The organism is Bradyrhizobium sp. WSM4872, from assembly GCF_055811715.1.
On the sequence record NZ_JBVVPT010000025.1, the window covers coordinates 57,412 to 82,795 of the forward strand.

Here is a 25,384-nt window from a genome sequence, read left to right on the forward strand (position 1 = left end):
TTTTTCTTCTTCTGCGGTTGCTGTGGGCATGTGGGCGACGCGATTGCGTTGTCCAAGCGCAGCGGCATGTCCACAGCGCCACGGGCTCAAGTCTTTCGGGCGGATTGCCGGGTTCGGCGCAGGCTCTCACCGGTGAGGTCGAGCCGATGGGCATTGTGGACGAGGCGATCGAGCACGGCGTCGGCATAGGTGGGATCTCCAATGAGCAGATGCCACTGGTCCACGGGGAGCTGGCTGGTGACGATGGTGGAGCGATGACCGTAGCGATCTTCGAGGATTTCCAGGAGGTCGTGACGGGCACCGGCGTCGAGCGGCTCGAGTCCCCAATCATCCAGGATCAGCAGATCGACACGGCCAAGGCCGCGCAACAGGCGTGGATGGCGGCCGTCGCCGCGGGCGAGCGCCAGATCGTCGAACAGTCGCGGGACGCGCTGATAGAGCACGGAGCGATTGTCGCGACAGGCCTTGTGGCCGAGCGCCGAGGCGAGCCAACTCTTGCCAACGCCGGCCGGGCCGCAGATCAGGAGATTGACGTGGTCGTCGATCCAGCGGCCCTCGACAAGCTTAGCGAACAGCGAGCGGTCGAGACCGCGCGGGGTGCGGTAGTCGATGTCCTCGACGCACGCCTGCTGGCGCAGCTTGGCGTAACGCAGGCGAGTGGCGAGCCGTTTGTCGTGCCGCAGCGAGGCTTCACGTTCGAGCAGCAGCGCAAGCCATTCGGTGTGACCGAGGCTTGCGGCCTCACCGGTGGCTTCGATGTCGGCGAAGGCCTTGGCCATGCCGTGGAGGCCGAGGGCGTTGAGGCGGTCGAGGGTCGGATAGGTGAGCAAGGGATGATCTCCTAATTGTAGTAGCGCGGTCCGCGGATGTTGGCATGCAGGATCGGCGCATCGTCCGCGGAACGCTGGTGAGCAGAACGCCGATCGAGATTGTTGGCGAGGATCGACTTGACCGAACCATAGGTGCGCGCGCCGATGTCGATTGCCCGCGCAGCCGCGGCGTCCAGCCGTTCGCGCCCATAGGAGGCGGCGAGCCTGAGGATGCCGAGGCAGGCGCGGAAGCCTTGCTCGGGGTGCGAGCGCTCGTCGAGAATGAGGTCGCACAACGCGCTGGTCGCCGGCCCGATCGCGGCGGCGTCCTGGCGGATACGCGCGATGGTCCAGCCGGCGTAGCGCCGATGGCTGGAGGCCATGTGCTCCGGCACGGTGGTGTGTTTGTGATTGCCGCTCATGCGCAGATGCGCGGCGATCCGCTCGCCCTTGTGGAAGATCTCGACGGTACGGGCCGTGAACCGCACCTCGACCTCGGCGCGGGCGAAGCGATGCGGAACGCTGTAGTAATGCTTCTCCACCTCGACGTGGTAATCGAGACTGACGCGGCGGATCCGCCACTCGGCGAGGACATAAGGGGACGCCGGCAATGGCTTGAGCGCCGGCCGGTCGACCTCCTCGAGCAACCGGCGGCGTGTCACGCCGAGCCGCCGGATCGGCCGTTCCTCATTCAGCCTCGTGAGCAGTTCGCCGATCGCCGCATTGACCTCGGCCAGGCTGTAGAAGGTGCGATGGCGCAGGCGGCCGAGCAGCCAGCGCTCGACGATGAGGACGGCCTGCTCGACCTTGGCCTTGTCGCGCGGCTTGCGCGGCCGCGCCGGCAAGATGGCGGTGCCGTAATGCGCCGTCATCTCCGCTTAGGTACGATTGATCTGCGGGTCGTACAGGCTCGCCTTAATGACCGCGACCTTGGTGTTGTCGGGCACCACCAGCGCCGGTATGCCGCCGATCGCCGCGAAGGCGCCAACATGGGCGCTAATCCAGTCGGCGAGCCCCTGCGTCCACGTCGCCTGCGCGTAGGTGAAGCTCGATGCGCCGAGCACGGCGACGAAGATCTGCGCCGTTCTGCGCTCACCGGTCAGGCGGTCGACCACCACCGGCACGCCATCGCCGGCATAGTCGACGAACAACTTGTCGCCGGCCGCATGGGCCTGGCGCATCGTCACCGACAGGCGGCCCTCCCAGGCGCGGTAGAGCTCACAGAAGCGCGAGTACCGGTATCCGCCGGGCTCGGTGGCGATATATTCCTCCCACAGGATCGACAGCGTCACGTGCTTGCGTTTGAGCTCGCGGTGCACGGTCGCCCAGTCGGGCTCGGCGATGCGGCGGTGACCCTGACGGTTGCCATTGCCGGTCTTCGCGAACAGGCGAAGTTCCAGAACCGTGTCGGTGACGTCGTCTGGCAACGGCCAGCTCAAGCCCGCGGCCTCGAACCGCCGGAGCGCCAGGCGCACCGTCGAGGGCGCCGCGCCCACCCGTCGCGCAATCTCGCGGCTCGGCAGCCCGGCCGCCTTCATTCTGATCACATCGCGCACACGGCGCATCGCAAGCCTCTCCGTCGGCATCCAGGGTCCCCTTCGCAAAGCCGAAAGAGTACGGGTGGGCGACTTCAAATCGGAATGGTGGGCGAGATCATCTCGGAATCCTGGGCGACATCGATCGGAATCCGCACGGTGCAAACTGGAAAAGACGGCATGGCCCTTGTCGAACACTCCTTTGGACCAGTGCTCGTCATCCGGGTGTGGTCTGTTCTGTTCAGCTCCACGACCGACTTACTTCGTGCAAAGCCTCAGCTGTTCGGCAATGAGAGAAGCGAGGTGCGCTCGATCTGTCTCTAGCGGCCTCCTCTGTTCGGTCACGTCGTGACCGTCGCGTTCCAACACCTCCCAGAAGAAATTCCTGATCGCGTATGCATCGCTGGCGACGTTCAATGTCGCGGAACAAGTCGGCAAACTCGCTGCGACATTCATTTAAGCCCCAAGCTGAAATGAAGACGTCCGGAACTAGGGAAAAGCAGGACGCCTTGATCGAAAAACGCGCGGCTAGTGGACCGATATTGGATGTGCAGGTTACCATGCGGTGATTACATTCCCACTAACTTTCCTGTCGTCTTTCGGCAGAGCAGCAGGAGACGCTTCGTCCAACGATCGAGATTGCGAAAATTCCCGTTCGATAAGCGTAAGGGAGGGCGGCGGGGCAACTGGTGGACCCGTCAATCTCAAGCCGCCCTCGACCACTTTACATTCTTTGATGTAATGACGACACCACCAGCTCACCTGCCGGCGGCGGTTGAGGTGAGGATGGTTGTTCTTCCTGCCAATTAGCCAACGAATGCCGCTGGTGTCGTAAAATGCGCAACATCATAGTTGCTTCAAGAGGCTATCGGAATTCGGAAATGCAAGTTGGCGTAATCTAAAACGCTGCTTTGTTGCCGCTGGCCCAGGGCATTGAAGTGCGGGGCCGATCGCAACCAGACTGCAGCCGTTTTCAATGAATACGCCGTTGGCTGCCTTCAGCGATCGCCCGCGTCACTGCCTCGAACTGCTGTGCCGCCTGGCGCATTCGCGTCGATGCCTTCTCCAATTCGGGCAAGATTTCCGCGGCGCCTCGCGTTGCAGCGCAAGCGAGCAGCCTAGTTACGTCTCGTCCGATTGCTTCGAGTTCTGCACGGCAATGAGCAAGCTCTGCGTTGAGAATAGCAAGATTGTCCAAGAGAATATCCTCACAGCGCTAGGCTGTGATGCTGCGGCAATCAGAATCACAGTGCCCAGCGGGCTTGCCCAGTATCGCACAATGGGTGAGCGCCGTCTGTTTTGCAACCCATTAACGACAGATCTACCTGTTGAAGGCACGCTCGGAGACCGTCGCACGCGAGCAGCGTTCCAGAACTTCTCTCTCGTGCAAAATGGGAAGCCGCTGCCGGTCGAGTGCTATTTCATGCGAAGGCGGGAGGGCGGACCCGGCCTCGAAGTCGCCGACTTCATCATGCATGCGATCGGCCGTCAGGCACGTCACAATGTCACCAAGCGGGGCCCGTTCCAGCCGAAGTTCGCCGCCGTCTTTCACGGCATCGATACAAAGCTGGTCAGTTTTATGGAGGTGTCATCAGTCGTGCCAAGGCAAGCGGGTGAGGCTGATACGACAGGCCATTAAGTAACCTAGTCCAGGCGGCACTTTGCCCGAGAGCTCTTTTCCGAAGACAGTCGAGGTCTCAAGTCCAATCCCCTTGCCATGAGCTTGGCTGTCCCTCCGAGTTCCCTCGATATTCGTTGCGCTTCATCGTTCAGTAAGGACATTAATTCCTCGAACCCGATGAGCTTGCCGGTCTGGGGATGCTCCCATTCGCGAATCTTTGCGATGGTCACAAGAAGACATCCTGTACGGCACTCGTCGGCGGCCATGTATTTGGTCAAGAGTTGATCGTGGATCGTGTTGAACAGGTCGGTTCCGGAGCGCTCATCTCCGAGTTTGAGTTCAATCGTTCCTTGCTGTCCGGACACAGTCGATCGAAACCGAATGTCGGTCTCCTTCTCGTCTGCCGTCACCGCCTCCTGATCGATGGTGTAGTTTTGCCTGGCGGCGTCCCGAAGGACGCCAGCTAATGCTCGCCGCATCACGTGTTCGTCTCTGATGCTGGCCCATAGCTCGCGAGGCGACACGTCCTGAAGCAACAGGTCGTCAATGTCATCGAGACGGTCCTGCATGAGCGCAAACATCGCTTCGCGGTTCTTTGGTGGCGCCTCTCCGGTCTTGTCAAGAATTGAGAATTCCGTCTCCGTAAGCGCAACGCTGTCCGCTTCCTCCGCCGCTTTTTGCTGCGCGAGCGCCATGGTGCGGTCCTTGATATGCACGAACAACGGATCGCCGGCCATTTCGATCTTTGCCGCCCAGCCTTCAGGGCCGGTTGAAGCGAACAGCGCGCTTAAGATTGCGCTCCGCCCCCGCTCAGCGTGGTCCCGCGTGTCAAGAGAATGCGACCCTTCGTGCTGCGTATCGTCGCCTATCCGAACTTGGGCATAGGCGAGCCGGAGAAGGCGAAGCAAAAGCGGTGGTGTAAATCCAGGCCCGTGGAGATCGAAACCAAGACCGCCGTATTCGTGGCCGAAAAGGTCCGCAAATAACTGAACGCCCGAGCCCAGCTTGGCGGCCGGCATATTCGCGAGACCCTTCTCCAGGAGATCGATGCCTGCGCCCGGATTTAGTTTTAGAAGCGCTGGCAACCACACCTTTGCGAAAGGAAGGGTGAGTCCCACAGCGAGACGTTGCTGTGCGGCCAGCTCTACAAAGCTGCGATCGTCATCGCTACCCGATTTGATTAGGATTTCGATCGCCTGACGCAGGTTTTGCTCATACTGCGGATCATTGGCGAGAGTCTGACTCTGCGCCACCTCGGCCAACCAAGTGCGGATACGCGGAACAAAGAGGGCGGCTACGATGGCCGGTGCGTGGTTGATATTCTGCAGGAACATCGAATAGCCGTTCGTTCTCGTGACCTCTTGCAGGGAGACGCTGAGTTCCTGACCAAGGACGCGATCCACGGTTTGCGGATACTCGACCGCAAGTGCTTCGAGCCACGACGGAAAGCTGTTGAGCTCTATCGGCGCGTAGCGGCAGGCGAGCTCAGCTTCGCTCTCCGTTAGCCGCTTGGCCCAATTTGGATCCTCCGCCTCTGCGGCAATCCCGGCGAGGCCAAACTGCCAGCGAACCAAGAACGAGTCCTTTTGTTCTTCCGCGCGTTCACTGCGCAGCGTCGGTCTATCCCTGCGCCACGCGGCCATCATTGTTTCACGAAGTCGGTTAGCGACGGCCGCGCCGAACTGTTCCTGGATGAAGCGTCGATTCCATCCTGAAGCCCGGCTTTTTTCACCTGAGCGCTCGACCGCCCGCCATAGATCCCAGGCTGTACCGGCGGCGCGATCCGCAGCAAAGACCGCGTCCGGATTTTGCACGATCTCACGCCAAAACATCATCCAGCTTGCATGTGCCTTGGCTGTCCGACGTTCGGCTTGCTTTGCCTGTTTTGCTCGCTCCGCCTCCATCCGGCGGTATTCGGCTGAGCCATCCTGCGGCTTCAGGCGATTATCGATGATCGTGGTGAGGGCGGACGAGTCCGAAACAAGCGGCTTGAGGCTTTCAAGCAGCGTCTGAGGATCGGTCGCGTTGCTTGTGAGCAAGACCATCTCGGCCCATAGCATCATCTCGCGATGGTCGAGCGGCTCCTGACGCTCGGCGAGGCGTTTTCGAACCCATGCAGCATCCTTTTCGCCGAGCGGGATGCCACCATGGTGGGACACGTCGAAGATGCGTTGCCAGGCGTCCTTGACCTTATGAATCGTCGCGACGAAAGCATCTTCCTTCCAAAAGGCCGTCTCTCGCGCTTCCGGAGAAAGTTCTCCGAGCGCGTGCCGCAATCTGGCTAGAGCCTCTCTCTCGGTGCCATGCTCGTTCTTTGAGAGCCGAATTGCAAGTAGGCTCGACGAAATCCACGCTTCCGTCCGGACGCCTTCAGCCTCCTGCCGGCGGCATGTTGCTATAAGTGCCGGCAACAGCTCGTAGCGTTTGGTTCGTACATGCGGGTATTTATCAGGGGCCCACGCGATCCCATCAAGGATCAGATCCGTCAGCGCTTGGCGCAATTCATCAAGATCCTCTGGTGAGAGGCCCGCGATCTCAATCTCGTGTGGCAGACGGTGATTTAGTTCGCCGAGTGCTACGGACATTCTGCTTTACCCGCTTCAATATTCGTGACAATCGGCTTACCGAAAGATGGGTAGGGAACAAGGTGATCAGCGCACGGCGGGCCATCGCGTCAGGCCATCGAGCAGGCTCGTTTTCGAGCGACTCTGCCAGTGCTTCGAGATGCTCGTCGCTCAGGTGCACCAAGGCTTCAGTTGCGAGGCTGCGTTCATAATCATCGCCGGCAGCATCCATCGCAATCGCATAAACGATGTCCGCACACGCCTTTAGCTTTCCGGCAATAACGATCCGGAGCAAAAAGCTTCGCACTTCCGGATTTTCGATCCCGGATTTCCATAGCCTCCTAACACTCGGCGCAAGTTCCGGCGAGGCGAACCGATGAACCTGGATTTCCGGGGTGCTGAGGCCGCGCCAGCCGCCGCGGCCGTAGCGCTCGACATAAGCTTCGAGCGCTCTGATCCGCTGGGCCACACTCAGCGACTGCGGGTCGCCGTGATCCAAAACGACAGCCGGATCAAGTTCCACGATATCATCAAAGATGGTGTGGTGCCAAAGAGAAAGCCACGCCGCCACCGGATGCATCGAGGGGCGGACCGTCCGTACCCCTTGCGCCGTCTCTACGAACAAGAGCCGCTTGATGGATTTGATCGAAACACCGCGGGCGAGCAGGGCGTCGAGCCGCTTCGCGGCAAGAAACTCGAGCACGGACCGGTGGTGAAAGCGAACGCGGCCATAGCTGGCGAAGCCAAACAACGCTCGCTCCAAGAGGACCGATTGTGCCGCGTCGCTCCAGTCCAGCAAGATCTTGGATACGTCCAGCGCTGCCTCGCTTGCGTGGACGCTGTCCGCATCTGCCGAGTGGCGCAGGGTAACCTTCCGGGTCAGCAACGCAGCGAGAGCCAGGCGGCTGGAGCCTTCAATTGCCGTTTCTTGCGAGAACTCCACTCTCTCCTTCGGGGCCGTCCTCGGCTTCAGCTTGGTGGCGATGTTGCTCTCAACCTGTTCTCGATGGGAACGAATGCGATGATGCTCGCGCCAATCCGAGCACAACTCGATCAAGTCTTGGGGACGTTCCGCGAATTGTTCCGCATCGCGCTCCCGGATGTCGGCCAGCAATTTGTCGGGATCGGTCACGCCCTGGAGAACGGCAAACTCGCGCATCTGCTCCGTCGATAGCGGCAACAGACTGACATTGCGCCATGGCTTTGGCCTGGTTTCATCCTTGATCTTTTGTTGGTGCCGGTCCATCACCATGTCGGCGAACGCTTCGGCTGTAGACGTCGCCTTTCTCGCAGTTGGTATCGGCAAATGTTCGGCAAAAAGCTCGCGGTCGATCGGAACCGGCCGCGTTGTGACGATTATTCTCGCGCGTCCGAGCTGCCCCGCCAGCGCCTTGTTGAGACGTTTCAGCGCTTGCTCAAAGCTCCCAAGCGTCAGCTTAAGTTCGTCGTAAGAGTCCAGGAAGAAGGTCGCAATCTCGGATTGGGAGCGTAGCCACGCCTCGAAGCGCTGCTCCTCGTCATAGGTCAGCATATCGCGGACTGAACTGCCGCCCAGCGTCGCGAGTTCCAGAAAGAATGCTGGTTCGCCAGCCTTCCAGAGCCTGGCCTGCTGTGTTTGGCACTCGTAAGTCTTTCCCGCGCCAGCTTCGGAAACCATGACCACGCGTTGCGAGCGCAACAGCTCGTCCCAACCAAAACCACCGCTCCAGCCCATGCGCGAGAGACTTGATGCTCTTTCGATATCCGCGACCTCGATATCCGACAGGTCTCGAAACGAGCGCTTGATGGATGATGGGGTGGAGGAGGCAGTGGTTGTTGGTGATATGGCTGAGCAACTGGCCTGGTCCGAAGGAGTCGTTTGATTCGAGGGTGCTACAATAGCAGCGTGCAACGCGAGGGAATGGGAGCAATTGAATCAACCTGGGATGATCGAGGTCCGACCGGGTCGCAAACCCATCTCTCATTTCCGGAAGTGAATTTCCGACGGGTGAGGCTTCGACGAACGAGGAGATCCCCGCCGAAGCGTTGAGGCCGGTTACCTCGAAACGAGGCAGCCGGTTTGCACCCTCAATTCCCGGGCGGAGCCAAGGATATCCCTTAGCGCACTACCAAGGGCATTGTTCCGGCGCCAAGCGACATCTGGGTCTGATCTGCCAGGAAAAGATCGGATCTCGAGGCACCCAAGAAATCGGGAAACCCACTAGGAAAATGGAGGACCGAAAATCGGCCCTCCATCCAATCTTACGAGACCCACCTGTAGTCGGGACAAGAGAGTCGTCCCTTGGGCTACCAGCCAAACGCCTTGGCGAAGGCCTTGCCCACTTCGTGGGTCGCATGCTCAACGCCCGCGCCGACGGCATGGACGGTCTCCTCGGCCTTACGGCCTGTCTCCTGGGGAAAGCCGTTCGGCCCACCGAGCGGCGTGTGCGTGGACACGTCCTTGATCTTGCCGCCGACCTCGACGCTGCCGTCGCTGCAGACGCTGACCCCTTCTTTGCTTTCGGCGTTGCCCATGATCTGCGTGCAATCCGCCGCGTGAGCGGGCTGCATCACCGCGAGAAAGCCCAGCGTGTAAGCGGCCATTTTCAGTGCTGACTTCATCTTTCTCTCCTGTTGTTATGAGACGTTGTTGGGGTGTATCCGTTCTACCGACGCTCGATCGGTTGGACTTGGCTTCCCGGTCGCGTGTATTCCTTCACGATATCGTCGTGCGGAATACCGCGGCCAGCCTGACCGCCGCCATGGCCGGGCGTGACGGCCAAGGTGCCCGAACGGTCAGTCGTGACCGTCGTCGTCGAGCCGTCGGTGTGATGGATATCGGTCCGGCGGTCGGGCTGATCGGCCCATGCCACTCCCGCAAGGGCCACAGCTGCCGTGGCAGACAGAACGAGACGTTTCATGGAGTAACTCCTTGGCGTGAGAGGGAATGGTGTGTCCCCGCCGCAATAGGCCGGGACACACCGGTCTTGCTAGAAGTGAAGTTGAACGCGCGCGCCGCCCTCGTAACCGCCGCCGGTGTTGCCACCGACGTAACCGCCGAGGTTGGTGTTGCCGCTCCGCGACGTCCAGTTCATGCCCGCCTGGGCACCGGGATTGCCGCCGGGCGCCGTCGGCACGATGTACTGGCTGGTGCTGCCGCGTCCGGCCGTGGAGCCTACGGCGGGCTGCGGCTCGGTCACCGGCTTATCCTCGGCGAAGGCGGCGGTCGCCAGCACGACCGCGGCGACGCTGGCCAGTAGAAAAGTCTTCATCACTTGCTCCTCGTCCGGACTACTCGCGATGGGAATATCCCGGCGCGGTGTCTCGACAGTTCAAGTCGCGAGAGCGAAATCCGTACCCGCTAATGAACTGATGAAAGTATGCAACCTCTGCGATTTCCGTGTAAAAAGCCCGCATACTCTTGTATCGGGGGCTGACCGGGGGGATGCATGCCTTTAGATCTTAACGCCCAAAAGGCGGTCCAAGCGCTTCTGACCGCGGCAAAAGATTGCTCGAAGGGGCTGGATTGGGAAGATCTACATACGGAGCTGTTCAAGCTGGCCAATGGCAGGCCCCTGATACTCAACGAAACGAAAAAGGTCACGCCGGGCCAGCGCTTGGCTGGCGTCGCCTACACCGCGAACGGCAGGCCGCGCGTTCGGCCATCTGAGAACCTGGCAATCGTCCTGCTGGAATATTGGGAAGCGAAATCGGCCAAATGGCGGGAAGACCGCGAACTAGCGGAACATCTCACCCCTGGCAACACAGCGGTAGAAAGTCTAGCTTTTCTTAAGGAGCCCCCGCGCGCGGCGCAAGACAATCACTCCGATACTGGACCTTCACCCGATGACGAGCACGTTTCAGGAGAGCCAAAATGGAGCGACAACAAAAGATCGCGGCCTCACTCTTTCATTTCAGCGCTGGGGATCGATACCGATCTCAGTGACAAGGTCATCCAGAAATACAGCGGCAACTATCTGCACTTTGCATTAGACGAAGAACAAAAATGTGGTTGTGGCCAGAAGCCGGCTATCGAAACAACGCGGCTCTGATTACGCGCCGATTTATCGATCGTGGCGTCAAGTCCCAGGCGGGGTTCGCCGGTCGCTTGGCGCCTATTTCTGCTCGGATGAGAATCTGTATATCATCGCAAGCCCACGCAGCTCCGTGGATTTGCGCATGTCCTTGTTCAATATTATTTTTGACGATGAACAGGTGCTTCTCAGGGGAGTCACGCTCTCAGTTGCGGAGGGCGCAATTCTTACGAGCCGATGTATGCTCGCAAAGGAAAGCGTCTTCGCCCATGACGTCAGGCAAACACTTTGCGCGGGACCACAGACCGAGCAATATTTGAAAGCAGCGCCTCACGACGAGAAACAAAGACCGTCGTTTAAAATTCTTGGCCGAATGTGCTCGATTTCTGTTCGGGGAAGAAAAGCCAACAAAGGATATCGTCTTCGCGGCTCCTCGGCTTATCTAAGAAACAATCCACGTCGGCTACTCAGGCGACCGTTCACGCCGTCGGCCGTGAAAGTAGCGATCGGTCCATTGCGCATCCGTCACATAGTAAGGCCTTCGGCCAGACCGGGCTACAACACTGCCTGAGTGGGTCGTGGGACATTCCCATTCTGAAGAGTTGGTCGATGCCTTGGACCATAAGAGCACATACCGTCCGCCAGTAACGGTCTGCGCGCATTGTCGGCGTCGAAGGAGTGGTGTCGCTTCGCCTAGCCGCGGACCTGCAGAAATGTAAGCAGCGCAGCGCGCATCAAACCCACGAAGAATGCTTCCAGTTCGAAGTGGTCGTCTTCCGGTAGCGCCTCGTGGACAGATGCGCGGATTCGATGTGCCGCTACCAGGTCGGCCACAATCTCGCCGCCCGGTTCCGCGCGCAAGGCCTGGAACGCCGCTTTCTGTGCCGCCCAGTTGCTCGGTAGCGTATACTGCTTACGCAGATCCGTAACGTGACTGCGATCGAGTAGACGCAAGACCTGCGAATCCTTCCAGAGGTGCCTGAATTTCTGAAAAAGCTGGGTGCCGGTGCCGCCGAAGGCAGCCGCGATGTGCTCGACGACGACGGATAGTCCCTGCACATCGCTTTTCATCGCCTCGATCGCGAATTCGTTGCCGCGCAGCGCATGCTCCTCGAATGATCGCAGCCGCCAGAAGAACGCCTCTTGGCCTTCCTTTGCCAAGAAGTCGACAAAGGCGGTGATATCAGCATCCGAAACGCTCGTTGAACCGACCGTCGCCAGCGATGCCTTGAGCGTAACATGTACGCGCTCTTTCTCCTCCGCCGCCCAATCCGGCCATATGACATCTAAAGCCGGCTTGAACCATCCGCCGACCCGTCCGATACGGTCGCGCAACTCGGCGAAATTCATATTGCCGGCCAGTCGGGCCAGTATGACGGCTTTTGCCAGAACGGCTTGATAGCCGTCCGCAATCAGCGGGCGCCCCTCTCGCTTCCATTCGGACCAACGTTCCACAAGAAACCGGATTGCCGCAATGAGTTGGTCGAGATTTACGGTAAAGCGGCCAACCGCCGCCGCCGACAACGCGACTGTCTCTTGTTCGTACTGCGCGCTCTGCGTCGGGCTGAGCCGAAAGCGCCCGCCGCCTTGTCCCTTGATGATGTCCGACAGGACACGCGAACGCTCCTCGGCGAACCAAACGACCGCATCCAGGGCTGCTTGATGCTCTGCAAATCTCCGCGCCGCATGGAACGGCGCAAAATCATAGGAAGGGCCAGAACCGTGAGGAAGCCTGCCGGCGTCCAGCGCTTCCATGGTGCGCTGGAAGGTAGCTTCGTCGCCCAGATTAATTCTGATGTGCACCCCTGCGTCTGCTAACTCGGCAGCCAACAGCACTTGCCACGTAGAATAGTACGTCTCGACATTTATGGCGTCGAACATGTTTGTCTCGACATCATTGCTTACGTCGACGCGCATATCCAGCCAGGCTTCAAACGTCGTTTCTGACGGGTGTTGGATGAATTCGGAAAAGCGCGGTGTTGGATCGTCGAGCGGATTGTCGGACGCGCCATAAGCCAAGCTATTTCGCCAACGATAAAGCGCCTCATCCAGCTCGACAGCGGCGTCCCAGCGTGGCCCGTCCGGCTCGGTTTGATGGCGCAACTGGCGTGGGCCCCAATGTTCGTGCGCCATCAGCCAAAATCGGCGCGCTACGGGGTCAGGATAGCGGATGCGCATCCGCGGAGAGAGCAGCCCCTGCTGTTCAAGATATTCAAGCAACCCTGACCCGACTTTCCGGCCACGAAATGCGTGAAGGGAGTCCAGCTCGCGCGCGAACACGTCGGTGGCCATATAGCGTTGAAACTGCATGATCACCCATATCACGAGTCGCTGAGGTTCGCGGACGATGTACGCTTTCGAACGGGCTTGTCATCCGTCGCGCGGCGTGCCGCGCAACGTCCGTCCAAAGACCGAGCGCACGCTGTTGACCACCTCACGTTCTACCACGCGGCGCTGTGAAGGCCGAAGGACCGGTACTCGATCTCGTCGTCGACCGCAAACGGGGAATACTACGACACGCCGCTTTGGAAGCGCTCGCCGGAAGATTTCGTTCGGAAGAATTTCGACGGCGCTTTAAGATGATTAGTCCGCTTGGCTATCATCACGGCTGCGCGCTAATCAGTCATATTCCGTATTCGTCCCGCTGCATGAACTCGCTCCAGACGGTTGAAGCGCATTCTCCAAACTAAGTGCAAGCAGGCGGACACCACTTTGACGGGGTTTCCGCTCTTTGGCATCGCGGCGGCTGATCCGGTGCCACCAAAAACGTAATCCCTCAAAGAGTCAAACAGTGCCGTCGTAAACAGGTTAGATCTGAGAGCATCAATCGAGACTTCGCCGTCATGAGCGACTTCGAGCTGCTGAAAGGCCATCGACGGAATTGCGACCGCGGTCTACGCGGCCGCCCTCTTCAAGCGAGCGCGCCCTCGGGCCAAGGGTCTTCGATTTGCTGATTTTGGAGGGCAGGCCGGGCAGGCAATGATGCTTTCCGGTCCAAATTCCACCGCGCCTTCAGTAAAGTTATCGAGCTCGCCAGCAAGTAGAGCTGTGACTTGCTGGTCAAAAGCTTTGCGCGTGACTGCATACATGCCGCCGCGGGCTCCTTCGAAGCCGCAGTTCCAGGCGGCAAGAGCCTGTCCATAACGAAGCGCAGCGCGTAGGCCTTGTGCGCCGGACTGTCGCAGTCCCGCCTGACCTCGCCCGGCAACCTTCGCGATGAGGCCTGCCGTGCACCAATCGCCCGAACCACAGGTATCTGCCAGACGTGGAGCAGCAATGGCGCTGAGATGAAGCCAGTTTGAAACGGATCGTCCGAGGCGGTGGCGATACTTGAGGCCTTGCTCACCCAGGGTCTGGACTTCAACCAACGTTGCCGTACCGTCCTTCATCACGCCCTGAACGCCAGCAAGCCGCTGGTCCGCATACTTGACAATATGGGCGATGCCGATTGCCTCGGCAAATAGTTTGTCGGTTGCTTTGCTCGATGGCTCGAAGACCACCACCGCGCCTCGCTCGGCCGCTTGCGCGGCGAGCATCAGCGTCGCCCGAGACAAGCGGTCCAAGAAAAACACCGACGCGTCGTTCAATGCCGGGGTTACTTTTTCGACGGCTTCGATCGTCACGGCCTTAAAGCCGGGAAGCCATTGCCCGCACTGCGGGCATGACCAGGAAAATCGATGTTTGGGCCTGCCGTCGCGCCCGCGTCGGATCTCCTGGATAATAATAGGCGTATGTGCCGTTGGACCGCAGTTGGCGTAGTCCAGTCGGACACCCCAGCGCGCCATGTCGTCGCGAACGCGGACCGAGGCCGGATCGCCATTCATTCGCGCTATGGGATAACTGTCCCAGCCTAAATAAGCCAGAGCAGAGAGGACATTGCCGCAGGTTCCGCCCGCCCATGAACGAACGGGCGCCTGCGGATCCAAGCCGATTACTAGATCGAGCGCGATCAGGCCAGCTCCAAAGGCTTTTGGTCGCTCCACAGCAGTCATTTTGCAGTCTTTCCCTCTATGAGTAGTGCCGGCCGGGGTTGAGGATACACGTCCCCTTCCAACCAAATATGAACAAGATTGGGTGCGGCGATCTCCGTGGGAACCGACGAGCCCAGATCGTAGCCGATCGGCTCCAAATGCGCGACCGGCAAATCGCGCTCAAGCGCCGCCATCAACGCTCCCAAGGCCATGACTTTGCTTCCGAAGGGCGAGAGCACGAGGAGCGAGCCGCCCGTCTCCGCGAAAACGGGCTTTCGCAGGTCGTCCAGCCGAAGAATGGTTCTGTAGAGGTCGACGGGGTCACTCTCGTCGGCATAGACAATGTTGCGCGTGTCTACCAACCAGCCGCTCTCCAATTCCGTGAGGTATTCCTCGGCCAAAGCATCGCCCAGTCTAGGATTGGTGGCCGGGAAGGGGAGGATCGGGCAGGTATCGTGTGGCGCCACGAAGTCGTGCAACCGACCAAGCGCTCTTCGACGCCCAGCCGCAAGTTGCGGTAGCCAGAGTTTCGCTGCGGTCGCGAAGCCGTCGAGGGTCGACCCTCCCTTGAAACCGTGCACATACCCGGGTGAGTCGCTCGGGACCGACCGGATGTCCGCATCGAGCTTCGGATCGTGCGCGACAAAAACATGCAGGTTTGCTGGACCCTTCCGCCGCTCGATGCGCTCCAAGAAATAGCGGATAATCGGGAAGCTGGTGCCAACCGAAAGTGCGCTGATGTCGATCACGATGTCCGTGATCCCGTCGAATTGCTGGCGATTGAGGATGGCTACCACATTTCGGCCACCGGTCACCGCACCATCGGCGCCGAAAATATCCACGGGCACGACCTCGCGGTCCGCGATCGCCGCAAGAAGCGCATCCGTGTTTGCGCTTGCGCGGTCAATCAAGCCTTGCAGCGCATTCGGACGATTCTCCTGGAAGAAGATGGCTCGGACCGACGCGCCTGCTGCAACCAGACGTTCAGCTACGGTCCTAGACCGGGGGTCGAACCCAGCGCCAGCAACGAACAATACGCGTCGATCCTTCAGGGCGAAGTAGTCCGCCACGAACGCATCCGCCTCCGGGCCGTGATGGGCGATACAGGGGTCCCAGCGACGGTCGCGTGCCATTTCAGCCCTCGCCCAGAAAGCGAAGGAGGTCTTCAGCACGCCGTTCGAGAAAGCCCCCTCGCTTTAAGGTCAGTCCTTGATGGAGCAGAAACACCCCCCCCAATTCGATCAGACACCACACCCGCTTTTTGGTGCCGTGGTTCGGCACAAGCACGAAAGCGTTGTAGGCCACCCCGAACTGCAGGACGCGCGCCAATTTTGGATTGGTCTCCGGAATCGCCTCGAATTCATCCTGCGGGATGCCAAACGCTGTGGCGCCGCCGCCCAGAGAGGCATTACCTTCAAGACTCTTGGCGAGGCACTCGGCTGCGATTCCGTCGGCCAGCCGACGGACCTGCTGGTGTTGGGGAAAGTCCCATTCTCGCACCATCTCACCGGCGCGCTCGCGCAAAAGCTTATGTTGAATACCACTCTTTAGGGTTGCTGCTTTGGCGCGGATGAGCTGGGTTTCCGATTGCGACACCAAACGGGCAGCGAGCTGCAGGAATTGCTCCGCATTCTCGGAGCTGGCGTCGCAAAGAGCGTCGATACCGAAATAATACGGCCGATCGTGACGGTGCATCAGGTGAATGCGCGCGCCATCGGCCACGTCGGCGTCGGCGGTGAGGGGCCGGTTTGGCTCGGCATCATCGCCGCCTTCCTCGAACAAGCCCCGTTGCGGGGTGCGTTTGGCGTAGCGCTCCAGCAGGATCGCGAGCATGGCAAGCCGCAAGTCCTCGCCATCTTCGTGAGCGCCGGCCAGATAGGTTTCGACCTCTTGTTCCAGCGCTCGCCGCCGCTCGGCGGAAACGCCGTAGCGGTGTTGCAAGACCTCGACTTGTTGGGCAAGCCTGTCGCGCTTGCCAAGCGGTATCGTTTCGGGCGCGGTCGCAAGCAAGTCGCCGAGGTTATTAAGGCGCCGTCGGTTGAACACCTCCATCTGACTCAGATATCGGCCAGCCATGTCCTTCGCCATCTTGCGGAACGCGCGACGCTGGCCCGCGCGATCATCGCTGCTCTGCATCCAGATGTCAGTGATCTCGCGCGTATGCTTCAGCCCGGGTTCCTCGGGCCCCGGGATCTTATCCAGCAACACATCGCCGGGCGTTAGCGCGTCCAAACGGGTCAGCACCCATCTGGCGACCTTCATTTCGCGCCGGGTGAGCCACCGGCGCAGCGCAGCGAGTTGCGTCGGATGCAGGCTATGGGCATCATCGAAAATGACCAGCGGCCTGAGCTGCAGTACCTGTTCGCCGTCGGTAATACGGAACGACTCGATCACATCGAACGGCCGATATACGGCCGCGGCTTCGCGATCGATGTCCTCGATGTCGGGAGGCATCAACGCCGCCGAGATTTTATAGATCGCCAGCTCAACCTCGCGCGCCCGCGTAAGCAGGGCGGGACCATGCGTTCCGCCAATCGCGGTGAGCGCGGCGTCAGCTTCAGCGCGCGGAATGATTTCCACGCGATCGAGCGGTATCCCAGCGGCTTGAAAGTTGCGGAGCCAAGTTAGTAAGGTTCGCGCCTGCAACAGCGCGATCATGAGGCCCGTCTTGAGATCCTCAGGATAGGGAAATTCCCAAAACTCGCGGTACTCGGCTTCAAGCGGCAGGCGGCCGCCGATCACAGTTGGGCGTTCGTCTTCGATCGCTCCACAAGCCGTCAAGGTGTCAATCAATGCCTTATAGGTGTTCAGGCCGCGGTTGCGAAGCAGTGTCGTCAGGGTCGAGAACTGGAAGAGCCGCGCCAGAGTGGTCTTACCGCTGCCCGGCGTTCCGATGATCATCGCAAGCCTGTCGTACAGTCGCCCCTCTTTGGCAGGTTTCTGGAAGAAGGTCGCAAGCGGCTCCGGCGTCACGACGGCTAAGAAAGCCTCGTCGTCTCGGAGATATTCGGTCGCTCGTTTCTCGAAAGGGTTCGCCATGCCGTCCCTTTTAAGCGTGCCGCTGACGGCGGCGGAACAGGGGGCGCATCGCCGGCACGACTGCGTTCTCCTGTACACCACCGTCAGTCTCGGCCCACAACAGCGCGACCGAGTTGTTGGGCGTGTTGTGCTCAAGCACCAGCGGAAGCGCGCAGCCGCCATAGCCAAGACCCAGATGGGGCGCGCCACCAACTTCGGTATGCTTCGTCTGGATCTTTGGATCGTAGTAAGTCTGCGTCAGCTTGATGAACGCAGCATGCCGGCTATCGGTGTTGATTGGCAGATCCTGCGGCAGAATCGTGCCGAAGGAAGCGTGGACCTGTTTGGCCCATCCATCGCCGTTGAGTGCCGGCAGTGCTTCTTGATGGCGCTGGACGATAGCTTGGGCAGCGCCGGCCGAAGCGACGTAGTGGTGGATGCATAATTCCCAGCCCGGCGCGAGAATTCGATCGCCACCCAGCGCTGTCACCGCACTTTCGATCGACTCACGAAATTTAATGAGCTTTCCCTTCCACTTCTGCTTTTTATGATCGTACCGGAGAAATGTGGTTCCGGTGCCGGTAAAGTCGTCAATCAGATAGACTAAACGAAAGCGCGCTTCGGGATCGCCGAGGTCGGCGCGCAGGTTTTCGAGCAAGTCCGCCCATTTGTCTCTGTCGACCTGTGTAGCCAGAACCAGCTGCTCATTGGTGATCAAGCCGACATTAGCGTGCCGCACAGTGTCGATCCGGGCACCATCGCTTAGGCCCATGAACAGGGTTTGCCGCCGAAGCCGTTCAGCCGCTGCGCGGGCGTCGGCGTCAGCGAGAACACGATACGTCGGGATACCCCGCTCGGCTGCAACCGTGCGGATGATCCGGTCCCGAACGGTTCGAGGATAAAATTGCTCGACCAGGCGGTGCATTTCGCTGGTTCCAATATAGACAAGGGTGTAGCGGACAAATGCGTATGCGGTTTCGCGCTCGGCGGGCGTAAATTGCTGCAGCCAGGTTGCGAGGCTTTCGATAAAGCGCATGCCGGCCTGGAAGTCTCGGTAGCCGTCGTATTTCAGGCGTGCCATGAGCCGGAGCCATTGGAATTCCTGTCGCGCCCGTTCATCGGGCCAGTCCATGATCTGGCCCAGTATCTTGAGGCCAAGGTCCTGATTCACGCGAGGGCGTCCTTTGCAAAGCCGAGGATGCCGTCGTGCACTTGTAGAGACGAGAGATATTCGAACGTGGCCGCAGGCCCACGTTGTCCCGGCTGCGCCAGATTCCAGCAGGTGGCAGGATCGACACTAATCTCGTCGACGCCGAGTGCGTAAGGCCCACGCAAGAGCTCGTAATCATTACCAGGCCAGCGGCCCCGGTCACCAATGGCAAGCAACGGCGCTGTGCCGGCCAGATCACGAAGATGAGTCAGAACATTTAGCTTTGAAACTCCGGCCGCCACGATGTCGACCGAATGGCTCGATCTGGTGACGGAGACATCGGCCGTACCGGTCATCATGATGATCTGCCGTGCCAAGTCCCAAAGCCGGCTTTCGGGTATGACTCGAGTGACTTCCAGCGTAATTTGATAGCGCCGTTCGGTTTGCCGAGCGACCTGTGCGAGTTCGGGCTGATTGCGCAGCGCTGCGGCGAGCGATGCAAGCGCAGCGCACGTGCCTTCGGAGCCATCCGGTGCGTCTTCGTCGTCCAGCCGCGCGATCTCGGCGCCATTGTAATAACCAATCAGAATCTTCGGCCAAAGCGTCTTCGGAAGCCGAGCCTGAAGATCTCGGCGGACCGACGCGCCGCGGCCGGTCGCGATAGCAACCCAAGCCCCCGCTGTTGCGATGCGTTCTAGCTGCGCGCACATCGACTCGCTGGCTGGCATGAAGCGGTCGCGTGTATCGACAATAGTGCCATCGTAATCAAGAACGACGCCTGCAAAGGCCGCCGCACGAAGCCCATCGCGGAAAGTGTCGAGCGCGAGCCGCCAGCGATCGAGCTCGCCGGCGCCCGCCATACGCTTGGGAGCAACGCCGGCCTTGCGCGCTATAGCCGCAGCGTCCCGCGCCGTGAGGCCGGTAAGGCTTTCTGCTCGCCCTGCACGAGGCAATGGTAAATTGTACAGCTTTCGACCAAAATCAGGCACACCCGGCCGGCCCGGGTCGATACCGCGCGCGGCGCCAGCCCAACCGCTGACACGTAGGGCCGCAACCAGAGCTGAGAGCGCGGTGGCGCTGGCGTTTCCGGCAAAACTCAGCTGCGCCTGAGGAATCTCCGGCGGAATCAACGCCAGGGTCCGCTCGGCCAATGACCGGTCGTCATCGGTGACGAAAGCGAGAACCCCGCTCGTCTCGCCGCGCTTGGCCAGCCAGTGATGGCGGCCATGGGCGAAGTTGCGATAGTCCGCGAGTTGGAGATTGCCGAGCGCGGCTTCTGTGAACTTGGACTCCAGATCGATGGCGCCAATGCGGGTCGAGGAACCATGGAGGACAAGCGTCGTTGGCCGCGACCATAGCTGCGTGGTTGCGTCTTCCCAGGTGGCGGCTGCGTTCGAATCCTCTTGCACGAGCGGGCGGAGGCTCGCTGCGGCGTCAGTCCATTCGGTCTCGAAGCCGAACTCCGCTTCGTAGGCGCGGGCAAGGAGCGTGGTGAAGCCAAGCAGTGAATTCGTGGCGAGGAAGCCGTCCTTGCCTGCCGGGGGTGGGTAGATGAGCAGATCCACGAACGGATGAGCGCGGCAGAGCTGGGCGAGAGGGCTGTCTTCGCGCCCGCACAGGACGGCCAGCTGCCGCGGTTCGCGTCCGATCAGCGCCTTGGCGGCGGCGATGATATCGACGTTGCCACCACCGGCGCTGAGTAGCCAGGTGGTGACAGTCTGGTCTAGCGGTTCTTCGACGGCTTCCAGAGGTGTGGCCACAGCCGCGATCCGTGCCGTAAAACGCTGGTGGAAGCTTGCCAGCGCGTGAGCAGCCGTGAGGGAGCCGCCGGAGCCGATGGCGCGCAAGGCAGACAGACCAGCTGTTCGGACTGCTTTCCGCAATGGGCTGACGTCAGCCGAGGCCGCCCACTCAAAGGTGTCAGCCAACTTTGCCATTTCACTCGCATAGGGGCGCGCCATGGTCTTCCGAAACTCCGATCGCCGTTTTCAAGCCGACTCTTGAACAAAATAGGAACATACCGTGGCGAGTCGCTGACAGCCATAATCTAGCACTATTGTCCGAAAAATGTAGCCTTCTTCGGACAACGGAACTTTGACTTGTCCGAAAAATGCGTAATCCTTCGGACATGCCCGATTCAGCTAGCCCTGATCTCCGCTCCCGTTTGCTCCCGCGTATCCAGTCCGACGGCGACACCGTATGGACGCCAGCGGACTTCGCTGACCTCGGGGGACGTGCCGCCGTGGATAAAGTACTGCAACGACTCGTTGCCGCCGGAGAGCTGCGCCGGATTGATCGTGGACTCTATGATCGTCCTCGCCGAAATCAGCTAACAGGGCGTGATACCGTACCTGACTATCGCGCGGTGATCCGCGCTGTCACCCGCCGTGACCAGGCCCGCTTTGTTGTCGACGGCATGACCGCCGCCAACGATCTTGGTCTGACGACGGCCGTACCTGCTCGAATCGAAGTGCTGGTAGATACGCGGCTCAAGCCGATCAAACTTGGCGCCCAGGAAATTCACTTCAAGCCGGCGGCGCCGAGCCGCCTCTTCTGGGCTGGTCGTCCCGCCATGCGGGTCGTCCAGGCGCTCCATTGGATGCAAGACGTCTTGGCCACTCCAGAGGAGCATGAGCGCGTGGCGAACCACCTTCGCCGCCTTTTTGCCGAACCAGAACATGGACCTGCGCTCCGCGATGACCTGCGCCAAGGTTTCTCGGCGCTGCCGATTTGGATGCAGGACTTCCTGCGTGAGCTGATCTCACCGGCGCCGGAGGCGCAGGCATGAGTGCTGAAGCTTACCGGGAAGTGATTGCCGCGCCCGCGCGCGATCGTCTTGACCTCTTTCTAGCCGCGGCCAATCGGCTGGGCGCACCGATCGGCAATGTGGAGAAGGATTTTTGGGTCTGCTGGACCTTGAACACATTCTATCACCGACTCCCATCAGACGGTCCGCGCCTTCTGTTCAAGGGCGGTACGTCGCTCTCCAAAGCCTACGGGCTCATTCAACGGTTTTCTGAGGACATCGACGTCACAGTCTTTCGGGACGATCTCGACCAAGCCGCCTCCGTCGAGGAGCTTCAGAGACTATCGGGAAATAAGCGAAGGGCGCGTCTCGACGCGATCCGCGATGCCTGCCACGCTTACGTCACCGGTGATCTTCGCAATGCCCTGGCGGCCGCACTTGCCGAGGACACCGGCGGTGCCGGCCGGATCGAGGTTGATGTCGAGGACCCTGACGGACAGACACTTCTCGTGTGGTATCCCGAACTCGAGCCACGCGACGCAGGCTACGTACGTCCAGCGGTGCGTATCGAGTCCGGTGCCAAGTCAGCGCTCGATCCGAACCGACCCGCGCTGGTTCGACCTTATGTAGCCGACGAAACTGATGCGCTCGATCTCTCAGTGCCAGAGGTGACGACCATCGAATCCGGTAGAACTGTTTGGGACAAGGTCGTCATCGCGCACTGGTTGCGCCGATGGTTCGAACGTCGTGGCGTCTTGCGCCAACAAGGCCAGCGTATTTCGCGTCACTACTATGATCTGCATTGCCTACTCTCGTCGGATGCTGGTCAAGCGGCCCTCGCCGACGTCACGCTCGCGAAAGACTGCGTCAGCCATGCAAGGATGTTCTTTGACCGGCCGGACTTTGATCTGGCTACCGCCGAGCCGGGCACGTTCGCCATTACACCGTCGCCGGCGATGGTGGATGCGCTGCGCCGGGACTATGCGAACACACAGGCAATGATCTTCGGCCGCGCCCCGGACTTCGACGCCATCCTTGCCTCCCTAGCGACACTGGAAGCGACAGCCAATCGGGCCGAAGCCGAGACGGACCGCGAAGGGGGTAGCTGAATGGTGGAGGGCCAAAGAGGATATTTTGTTGTCTTGTCTCATGGCACCCGGGTGCCGGTCCAAGCGCAGTCGACAGCCTATCTTCAAACGGATAACTGGGACGATTGGTTCAAATTCTCAACTCTTTACTCTTTGGTCATCTTCGATGCGGAAGGCGAGCGGCACGACATTGGTGGTGTCAAGATCGGTGAGTTCGGCATGGCTGAAAACCAACGCCGACCGGACATCCCAACTAGCTTTGATGAGCTTGACCAGAGGTTCTTCTCCCTCGGGCAAGATGACAGTTACTATGATGACCTGAACAATCTCGGCCCTGAGATGCGCGATAGAATTTTGCACGGTCTCCGGGATGTCGCACTTGACCCCGAGCTATTTGAACGCGCCCTCGATGAAAAAGTCACAGGCACATCGCTGCTGCGCTCAGTGTCGCCGGCAACCGTTCGCGGTCAATTCCATCGCATGGCCAGGGGCGGCGTCCGTCTGACGCGCTACGAATTCAGCTATACAGCACCACGACCGACCTCGCGACGCATCAACCCGCTGACCCTGGCGTTCGTTGTCGAGCCGGAGTCTCAGCCACCAACGAACATTCATGTTTTGATCGGTCGAAATGGTGTCGGCAAAACGACACTGCTCAACAATATGACCCGCGCAATCGTCGAGAAGAATGCGGAGGCGTCCGAGGTTGGCGCGTTTTCGATCGAGGTTGATGACTTGCTGGAGGAGCGGCTCTTCACCAATTTGGTGTCAGTGACTTTCAGTGCGTTCGATCCATTCGAGCCACTACCGGTTCGGCAGGATAAATCGGAAGGTGTGCAATACGCATATATTGGTCTCAAACGGGCAGGCCTCAGCAAGGACGGGAAGCCGCTTCCGCCAAAATCGCCGGAGCGCTTGTCGATCGAGTTCGGGACCAGCGTTTCAGTTTGCCGGCAAGGGGCTCGGGCTAGCAGATGGCGCCGCGCGCTCGAGATGTTGGAGGCTGACCCGATCTTCCGTGACGCCGAAGTCGCAGCCTTGGCCGATGACATTATCGACGACGATGAACTGAAAGTGCAAGCGCGTAAGCTGTTCGCAAAGCTGAGTTCTGGACACAAGATTGTTCTGCTGACGATTACCCGGCTCGTCGAAACTGTTGAAGAAAAGACCCTCGTCCTTCTCGACGAACCGGAAGCGCACCTTCATCCACCTCTTCTATCAGCTTTTGTGCGCGCACTGTCCGATCTTTTAATCAACCGAAACGGAGTGGCAGTCATCGCCACCCATTCTCCCGTCGTTCTCCAAGAGGTGCCGCGAAGTTGCGCCTGGAAGATTCGTCGTACCGGTGCGCGCTCGGTAGCAGAGCGACCCGACGTCGAGACTTTCGGGGAGAATGTAGGAATTCTAACGCGTGAAGTTTTTGGTCTCGAGGTTACAAACTCTGGCTTTCACAAGATGCTCAGAGACGCGGTTGCTCGCGAGGCCGATTTTGACGCCATAGTCGAAAGTTTCAATAATGAGCTCGGTGGTGAGGCGAGGGCCATTATTCGAGGGCTACTCGCCGCGCGCGGCGCTGATGGCGAAGACGATAATTAATGTGGACGCTTGATCGACCGGCACCGACGCCACGTGCATCCTTCACTGCTTGCATCAGCCGGGTGCGGAATCAAGCGCTTAAGGCGCGCTTGGAGGGTGTAACTCAGGCAGTCGTCGATGCATCGACTGCATTTGATGCAGCCGCGAAGCGGCACGCCTTGCATCAACTCGGGCAGGATCCACTCGTCGGTGGCACCGTCACCACGAAGGAGATGGAGAAGGTATATACCCAGCGCATGGCGAAGAGCGGCGCTCCGGGGCGCGCCATCTACGACGAGATTTTTAGTTCCTCACCCCAAGGGCGATGCCCATTATGTGCCCAGCGCCCCGTGGCAACGCTAGATCATCACCTTCCCAAGGCGCATTATCCAGCATTGGCTGTTACTCCTCTAAACCTCGTTCCATCCTGCTCCGATTGTAACAAGGCGAAGCTAAGCGCTGTCCCCCAAAAGGCCACTGAGGTCGGCCTGCATCCGTATTACGATGAAATTGATGACGAGGTCTGGCTTGCCGCACGCGTCGGGGAGACGGCACCAGCGGCACTGCGTTTTCATGTGGTCACGCCCGCCGGCCGGGATGGCGTTCTCGCGGCACGCGTGAAGAACCATTTCCAAACGCTTGGCCTCGGAAAACTCTATGCGTCGGAAGCGGCGGAAGAACTTGTCAATATTCGCCATCAGCTGGTTGAGATGCATCGCGACGGAGGGCTAGAAGTCGTGCGTAGCGAGCTGGAGACGCGCGCGGCGAGTTGCTCGCTGGCTCGACGTAACGGTTGGCGTGCCGCCACATATAAAGCCTGGGCAGCGAGTGACTGGTTTTGCGACGTGGGCTTCGCGCCTGTAGGATAACACGACGCGCCCATGGTTGTTGCTATATGATCAATTTCTCCCGTCGTTTCGCCGTATCGGCGAGAGTATTGGCCCCAATACTCTTATTCGCATTATGCCAATCGGCTTCCGCCCAAGTCAGAATTTCCGAGTTGGTCGGCCTATGACGCAAGGAAGCGCTGAGCCGCGCTGCTCTGGGTGTGACCGCCCTCGACCCATCGTGTCCAAACGATTGCAGCAGGCGCCCCCAATGATGCAAGCTGCCGCAGGACTCTATGGCGACGAGAACTGGCGGAAGCCGCTCGAAGTAGCGGATCATCTCGGCTCGCCGAAACTGGCGCCGAACGACCACTATCTCATTCTCATCAACACCGTGAAGCTGGAACACGGACTTCGAAGTATCCATGTCGATACGAACGGGACATTCATTAGACTTTCCTCTCATC

19 protein-coding genes and 2 pseudogenes are annotated in these 25,384 nt (G+C 60.0%); 7 read left to right on the plus strand and 14 right to left on the minus strand.

Annotated features, from left to right (window positions below; translation table 11 throughout):
* Nucleotides 1–86 precede the first annotated feature (86 nt).
* Both istB and istA read right to left on the minus strand, forming a co-directional pair.
* Complete coding sequence (gene istB, locus AC0L3C_RS27085; protein WP_473409437.1) at nucleotides 87–830, minus strand: IS21-like element helper ATPase IstB; 744 nt, start codon at nucleotides 828–830, stop codon at nucleotides 87–89.
* Nucleotides 831–841: 11 nt separating this feature from the next.
* Nucleotides 842–2,374 (minus strand): annotated as a pseudogene (gene istA, locus AC0L3C_RS27090) (IS21 family transposase).
* A 946-nt stretch (nucleotides 2,375–3,320) separates the two neighbouring features.
* Here istA and AC0L3C_RS27095 point away from each other — a divergent pair.
* The gene (locus tag AC0L3C_RS27095) at nucleotides 3,321–3,983 is read left to right on the plus strand and encodes a hypothetical protein (protein ID WP_473409438.1); all 663 of its coding nucleotides are present in this window, start codon (nucleotides 3,321–3,323) and stop codon (nucleotides 3,981–3,983) included.
* A gap of 5 nt (nucleotides 3,984–3,988) precedes the next feature.
* Here the strand turns inward: AC0L3C_RS27095 and AC0L3C_RS27100 are convergent, their stop codons facing one another.
* The 5 genes from AC0L3C_RS27100 to AC0L3C_RS27120 form a co-directional block, all read right to left on the minus strand.
* Nucleotides 3,989–6,550, minus strand: a complete 2,562-nt coding sequence (locus AC0L3C_RS27100; RefSeq protein WP_473409439.1) for a hypothetical protein — start codon at nucleotides 6,548–6,550, stop codon at nucleotides 3,989–3,991.
* A complete protein-coding gene (locus AC0L3C_RS27105) occupies nucleotides 6,501–8,243 on the minus strand; it encodes an NACHT domain-containing protein (RefSeq protein WP_473409440.1) in 1,743 nt (580 codons plus the stop codon). The genes AC0L3C_RS27100 and AC0L3C_RS27105 overlap by 50 nt, the downstream gene beginning before the upstream one ends.
* A gap of 572 nt (nucleotides 8,244–8,815) precedes the next feature.
* Nucleotides 8,816–9,130: a hypothetical protein gene (locus AC0L3C_RS27110; RefSeq protein WP_473409442.1), complete on the minus strand. Its 315-nt coding sequence runs from the start codon at nucleotides 9,128–9,130 to the stop codon at nucleotides 8,816–8,818.
* A 44-nt stretch (nucleotides 9,131–9,174) separates the two neighbouring features.
* Nucleotides 9,175–9,429, minus strand: a complete 255-nt coding sequence (locus tag AC0L3C_RS27115) for a hypothetical protein (RefSeq protein ID WP_317245301.1) — start codon at nucleotides 9,427–9,429, stop codon at nucleotides 9,175–9,177.
* A gap of 69 nt (nucleotides 9,430–9,498) precedes the next feature.
* Nucleotides 9,499–9,780: a hypothetical protein gene (locus tag AC0L3C_RS27120; protein ID WP_317245300.1), complete on the minus strand. Its 282-nt coding sequence runs from the start codon at nucleotides 9,778–9,780 to the stop codon at nucleotides 9,499–9,501.
* A 177-nt stretch (nucleotides 9,781–9,957) separates the two neighbouring features.
* Here AC0L3C_RS27120 and AC0L3C_RS27125 point away from each other — a divergent pair, with 177 nt between their 5' ends.
* Complete coding sequence (locus tag AC0L3C_RS27125) at nucleotides 9,958–10,560, plus strand: hypothetical protein (protein WP_473409443.1); 603 nt, start codon at nucleotides 9,958–9,960, stop codon at nucleotides 10,558–10,560.
* 127 nt (nucleotides 10,561–10,687) lie between these two features.
* Nucleotides 10,688–11,113, plus strand: coding sequence for a hypothetical protein (locus AC0L3C_RS27130; protein WP_473409444.1), 426 nt, complete (start codon nucleotides 10,688–10,690; stop codon nucleotides 11,111–11,113).
* A gap of 122 nt (nucleotides 11,114–11,235) precedes the next feature.
* Here the strand turns inward: AC0L3C_RS27130 and AC0L3C_RS27135 are convergent, their stop codons facing one another.
* The 6 genes from AC0L3C_RS27135 to AC0L3C_RS27160 all read right to left on the minus strand — a co-directional run bounded on the left by AC0L3C_RS27135 (nucleotide 11,236) and on the right by AC0L3C_RS27160 (nucleotide 20,642).
* Complete coding sequence (locus AC0L3C_RS27135; RefSeq protein ID WP_473409445.1) at nucleotides 11,236–12,852, minus strand: hypothetical protein; 1,617 nt, start codon at nucleotides 12,850–12,852, stop codon at nucleotides 11,236–11,238.
* A 584-nt stretch (nucleotides 12,853–13,436) separates the two neighbouring features.
* Entirely contained in the window at nucleotides 13,437–14,534 is a 1,098-nt protein-coding gene (locus AC0L3C_RS27140) for a PfkB family carbohydrate kinase (RefSeq protein ID WP_473409446.1), read from the minus strand.
* The gene (locus AC0L3C_RS27145) at nucleotides 14,531–15,646 is read right to left on the minus strand and encodes a hypothetical protein (protein ID WP_473409448.1); all 1,116 of its coding nucleotides are present in this window, start codon (nucleotides 15,644–15,646) and stop codon (nucleotides 14,531–14,533) included. Before AC0L3C_RS27145 ends, AC0L3C_RS27140 begins: the two co-directional genes overlap by 4 nt.
* A gap of 1 nt (nucleotide 15,647) precedes the next feature.
* Nucleotides 15,648–17,552: an ORC-CDC6 family AAA ATPase gene (locus AC0L3C_RS27150; RefSeq protein ID WP_473409449.1), complete on the minus strand. Its 1,905-nt coding sequence runs from the start codon at nucleotides 17,550–17,552 to the stop codon at nucleotides 15,648–15,650.
* A gap of 10 nt (nucleotides 17,553–17,562) precedes the next feature.
* Nucleotides 17,563–18,702 (minus strand): phosphoribosyltransferase-like protein, encoded by a 1,140-nt coding sequence (locus AC0L3C_RS27155; protein ID WP_473409451.1) that lies wholly within the window; start codon nucleotides 18,700–18,702, stop codon nucleotides 17,563–17,565.
* Nucleotides 18,699–20,642 carry a sucrose-6-phosphate hydrolase gene (locus tag AC0L3C_RS27160; protein WP_317245292.1) on the minus strand — a complete coding sequence of 648 codons (1,944 nt, stop codon included), beginning with the start codon at nucleotides 20,640–20,642 and terminating at the stop codon, nucleotides 18,699–18,701. The genes AC0L3C_RS27155 and AC0L3C_RS27160 overlap by 4 nt, the downstream gene beginning before the upstream one ends.
* A 167-nt stretch (nucleotides 20,643–20,809) precedes the next feature.
* Here AC0L3C_RS27160 and AC0L3C_RS27165 point away from each other — a divergent pair, with 167 nt between their 5' ends.
* Genes AC0L3C_RS27165 through AC0L3C_RS27180 form a run of 4 tightly spaced genes read left to right on the plus strand, consistent with a single transcriptional unit; the run spans nucleotide 20,810 to nucleotide 24,959 of the window.
* Nucleotides 20,810–21,469 (plus strand): DUF6088 family protein, encoded by a 660-nt coding sequence (locus AC0L3C_RS27165; RefSeq protein ID WP_473409452.1) that lies wholly within the window; start codon nucleotides 20,810–20,812, stop codon nucleotides 21,467–21,469.
* Nucleotides 21,466–22,536, plus strand: coding sequence for a nucleotidyl transferase AbiEii/AbiGii toxin family protein (locus AC0L3C_RS27170; RefSeq protein ID WP_473409454.1), 1,071 nt, complete (start codon nucleotides 21,466–21,468; stop codon nucleotides 22,534–22,536). Before AC0L3C_RS27165 ends, AC0L3C_RS27170 begins: the two co-directional genes overlap by 4 nt.
* Nucleotides 22,537–24,111 carry an AAA family ATPase gene (locus AC0L3C_RS27175; RefSeq protein ID WP_473409455.1) on the plus strand — a complete coding sequence of 525 codons (1,575 nt, stop codon included), beginning with the start codon at nucleotides 22,537–22,539 and terminating at the stop codon, nucleotides 24,109–24,111.
* Nucleotides 24,111–24,959 (plus strand): HNH endonuclease, encoded by an 849-nt coding sequence (locus AC0L3C_RS27180; protein ID WP_473409456.1) that lies wholly within the window; start codon nucleotides 24,111–24,113, stop codon nucleotides 24,957–24,959. Before AC0L3C_RS27175 ends, AC0L3C_RS27180 begins: the two co-directional genes overlap by 1 nt.
* Before the next feature lie 163 nt (nucleotides 24,960–25,122).
* On the opposite strand, the pseudogene AC0L3C_RS27185 reads toward AC0L3C_RS27180, so the two are convergent.
* Nucleotides 25,123–25,383, minus strand: a pseudogene (locus AC0L3C_RS27185) (hypothetical protein); the annotation flags it as partial.
* Nucleotide 25,384 lies beyond the last annotated feature (1 nt).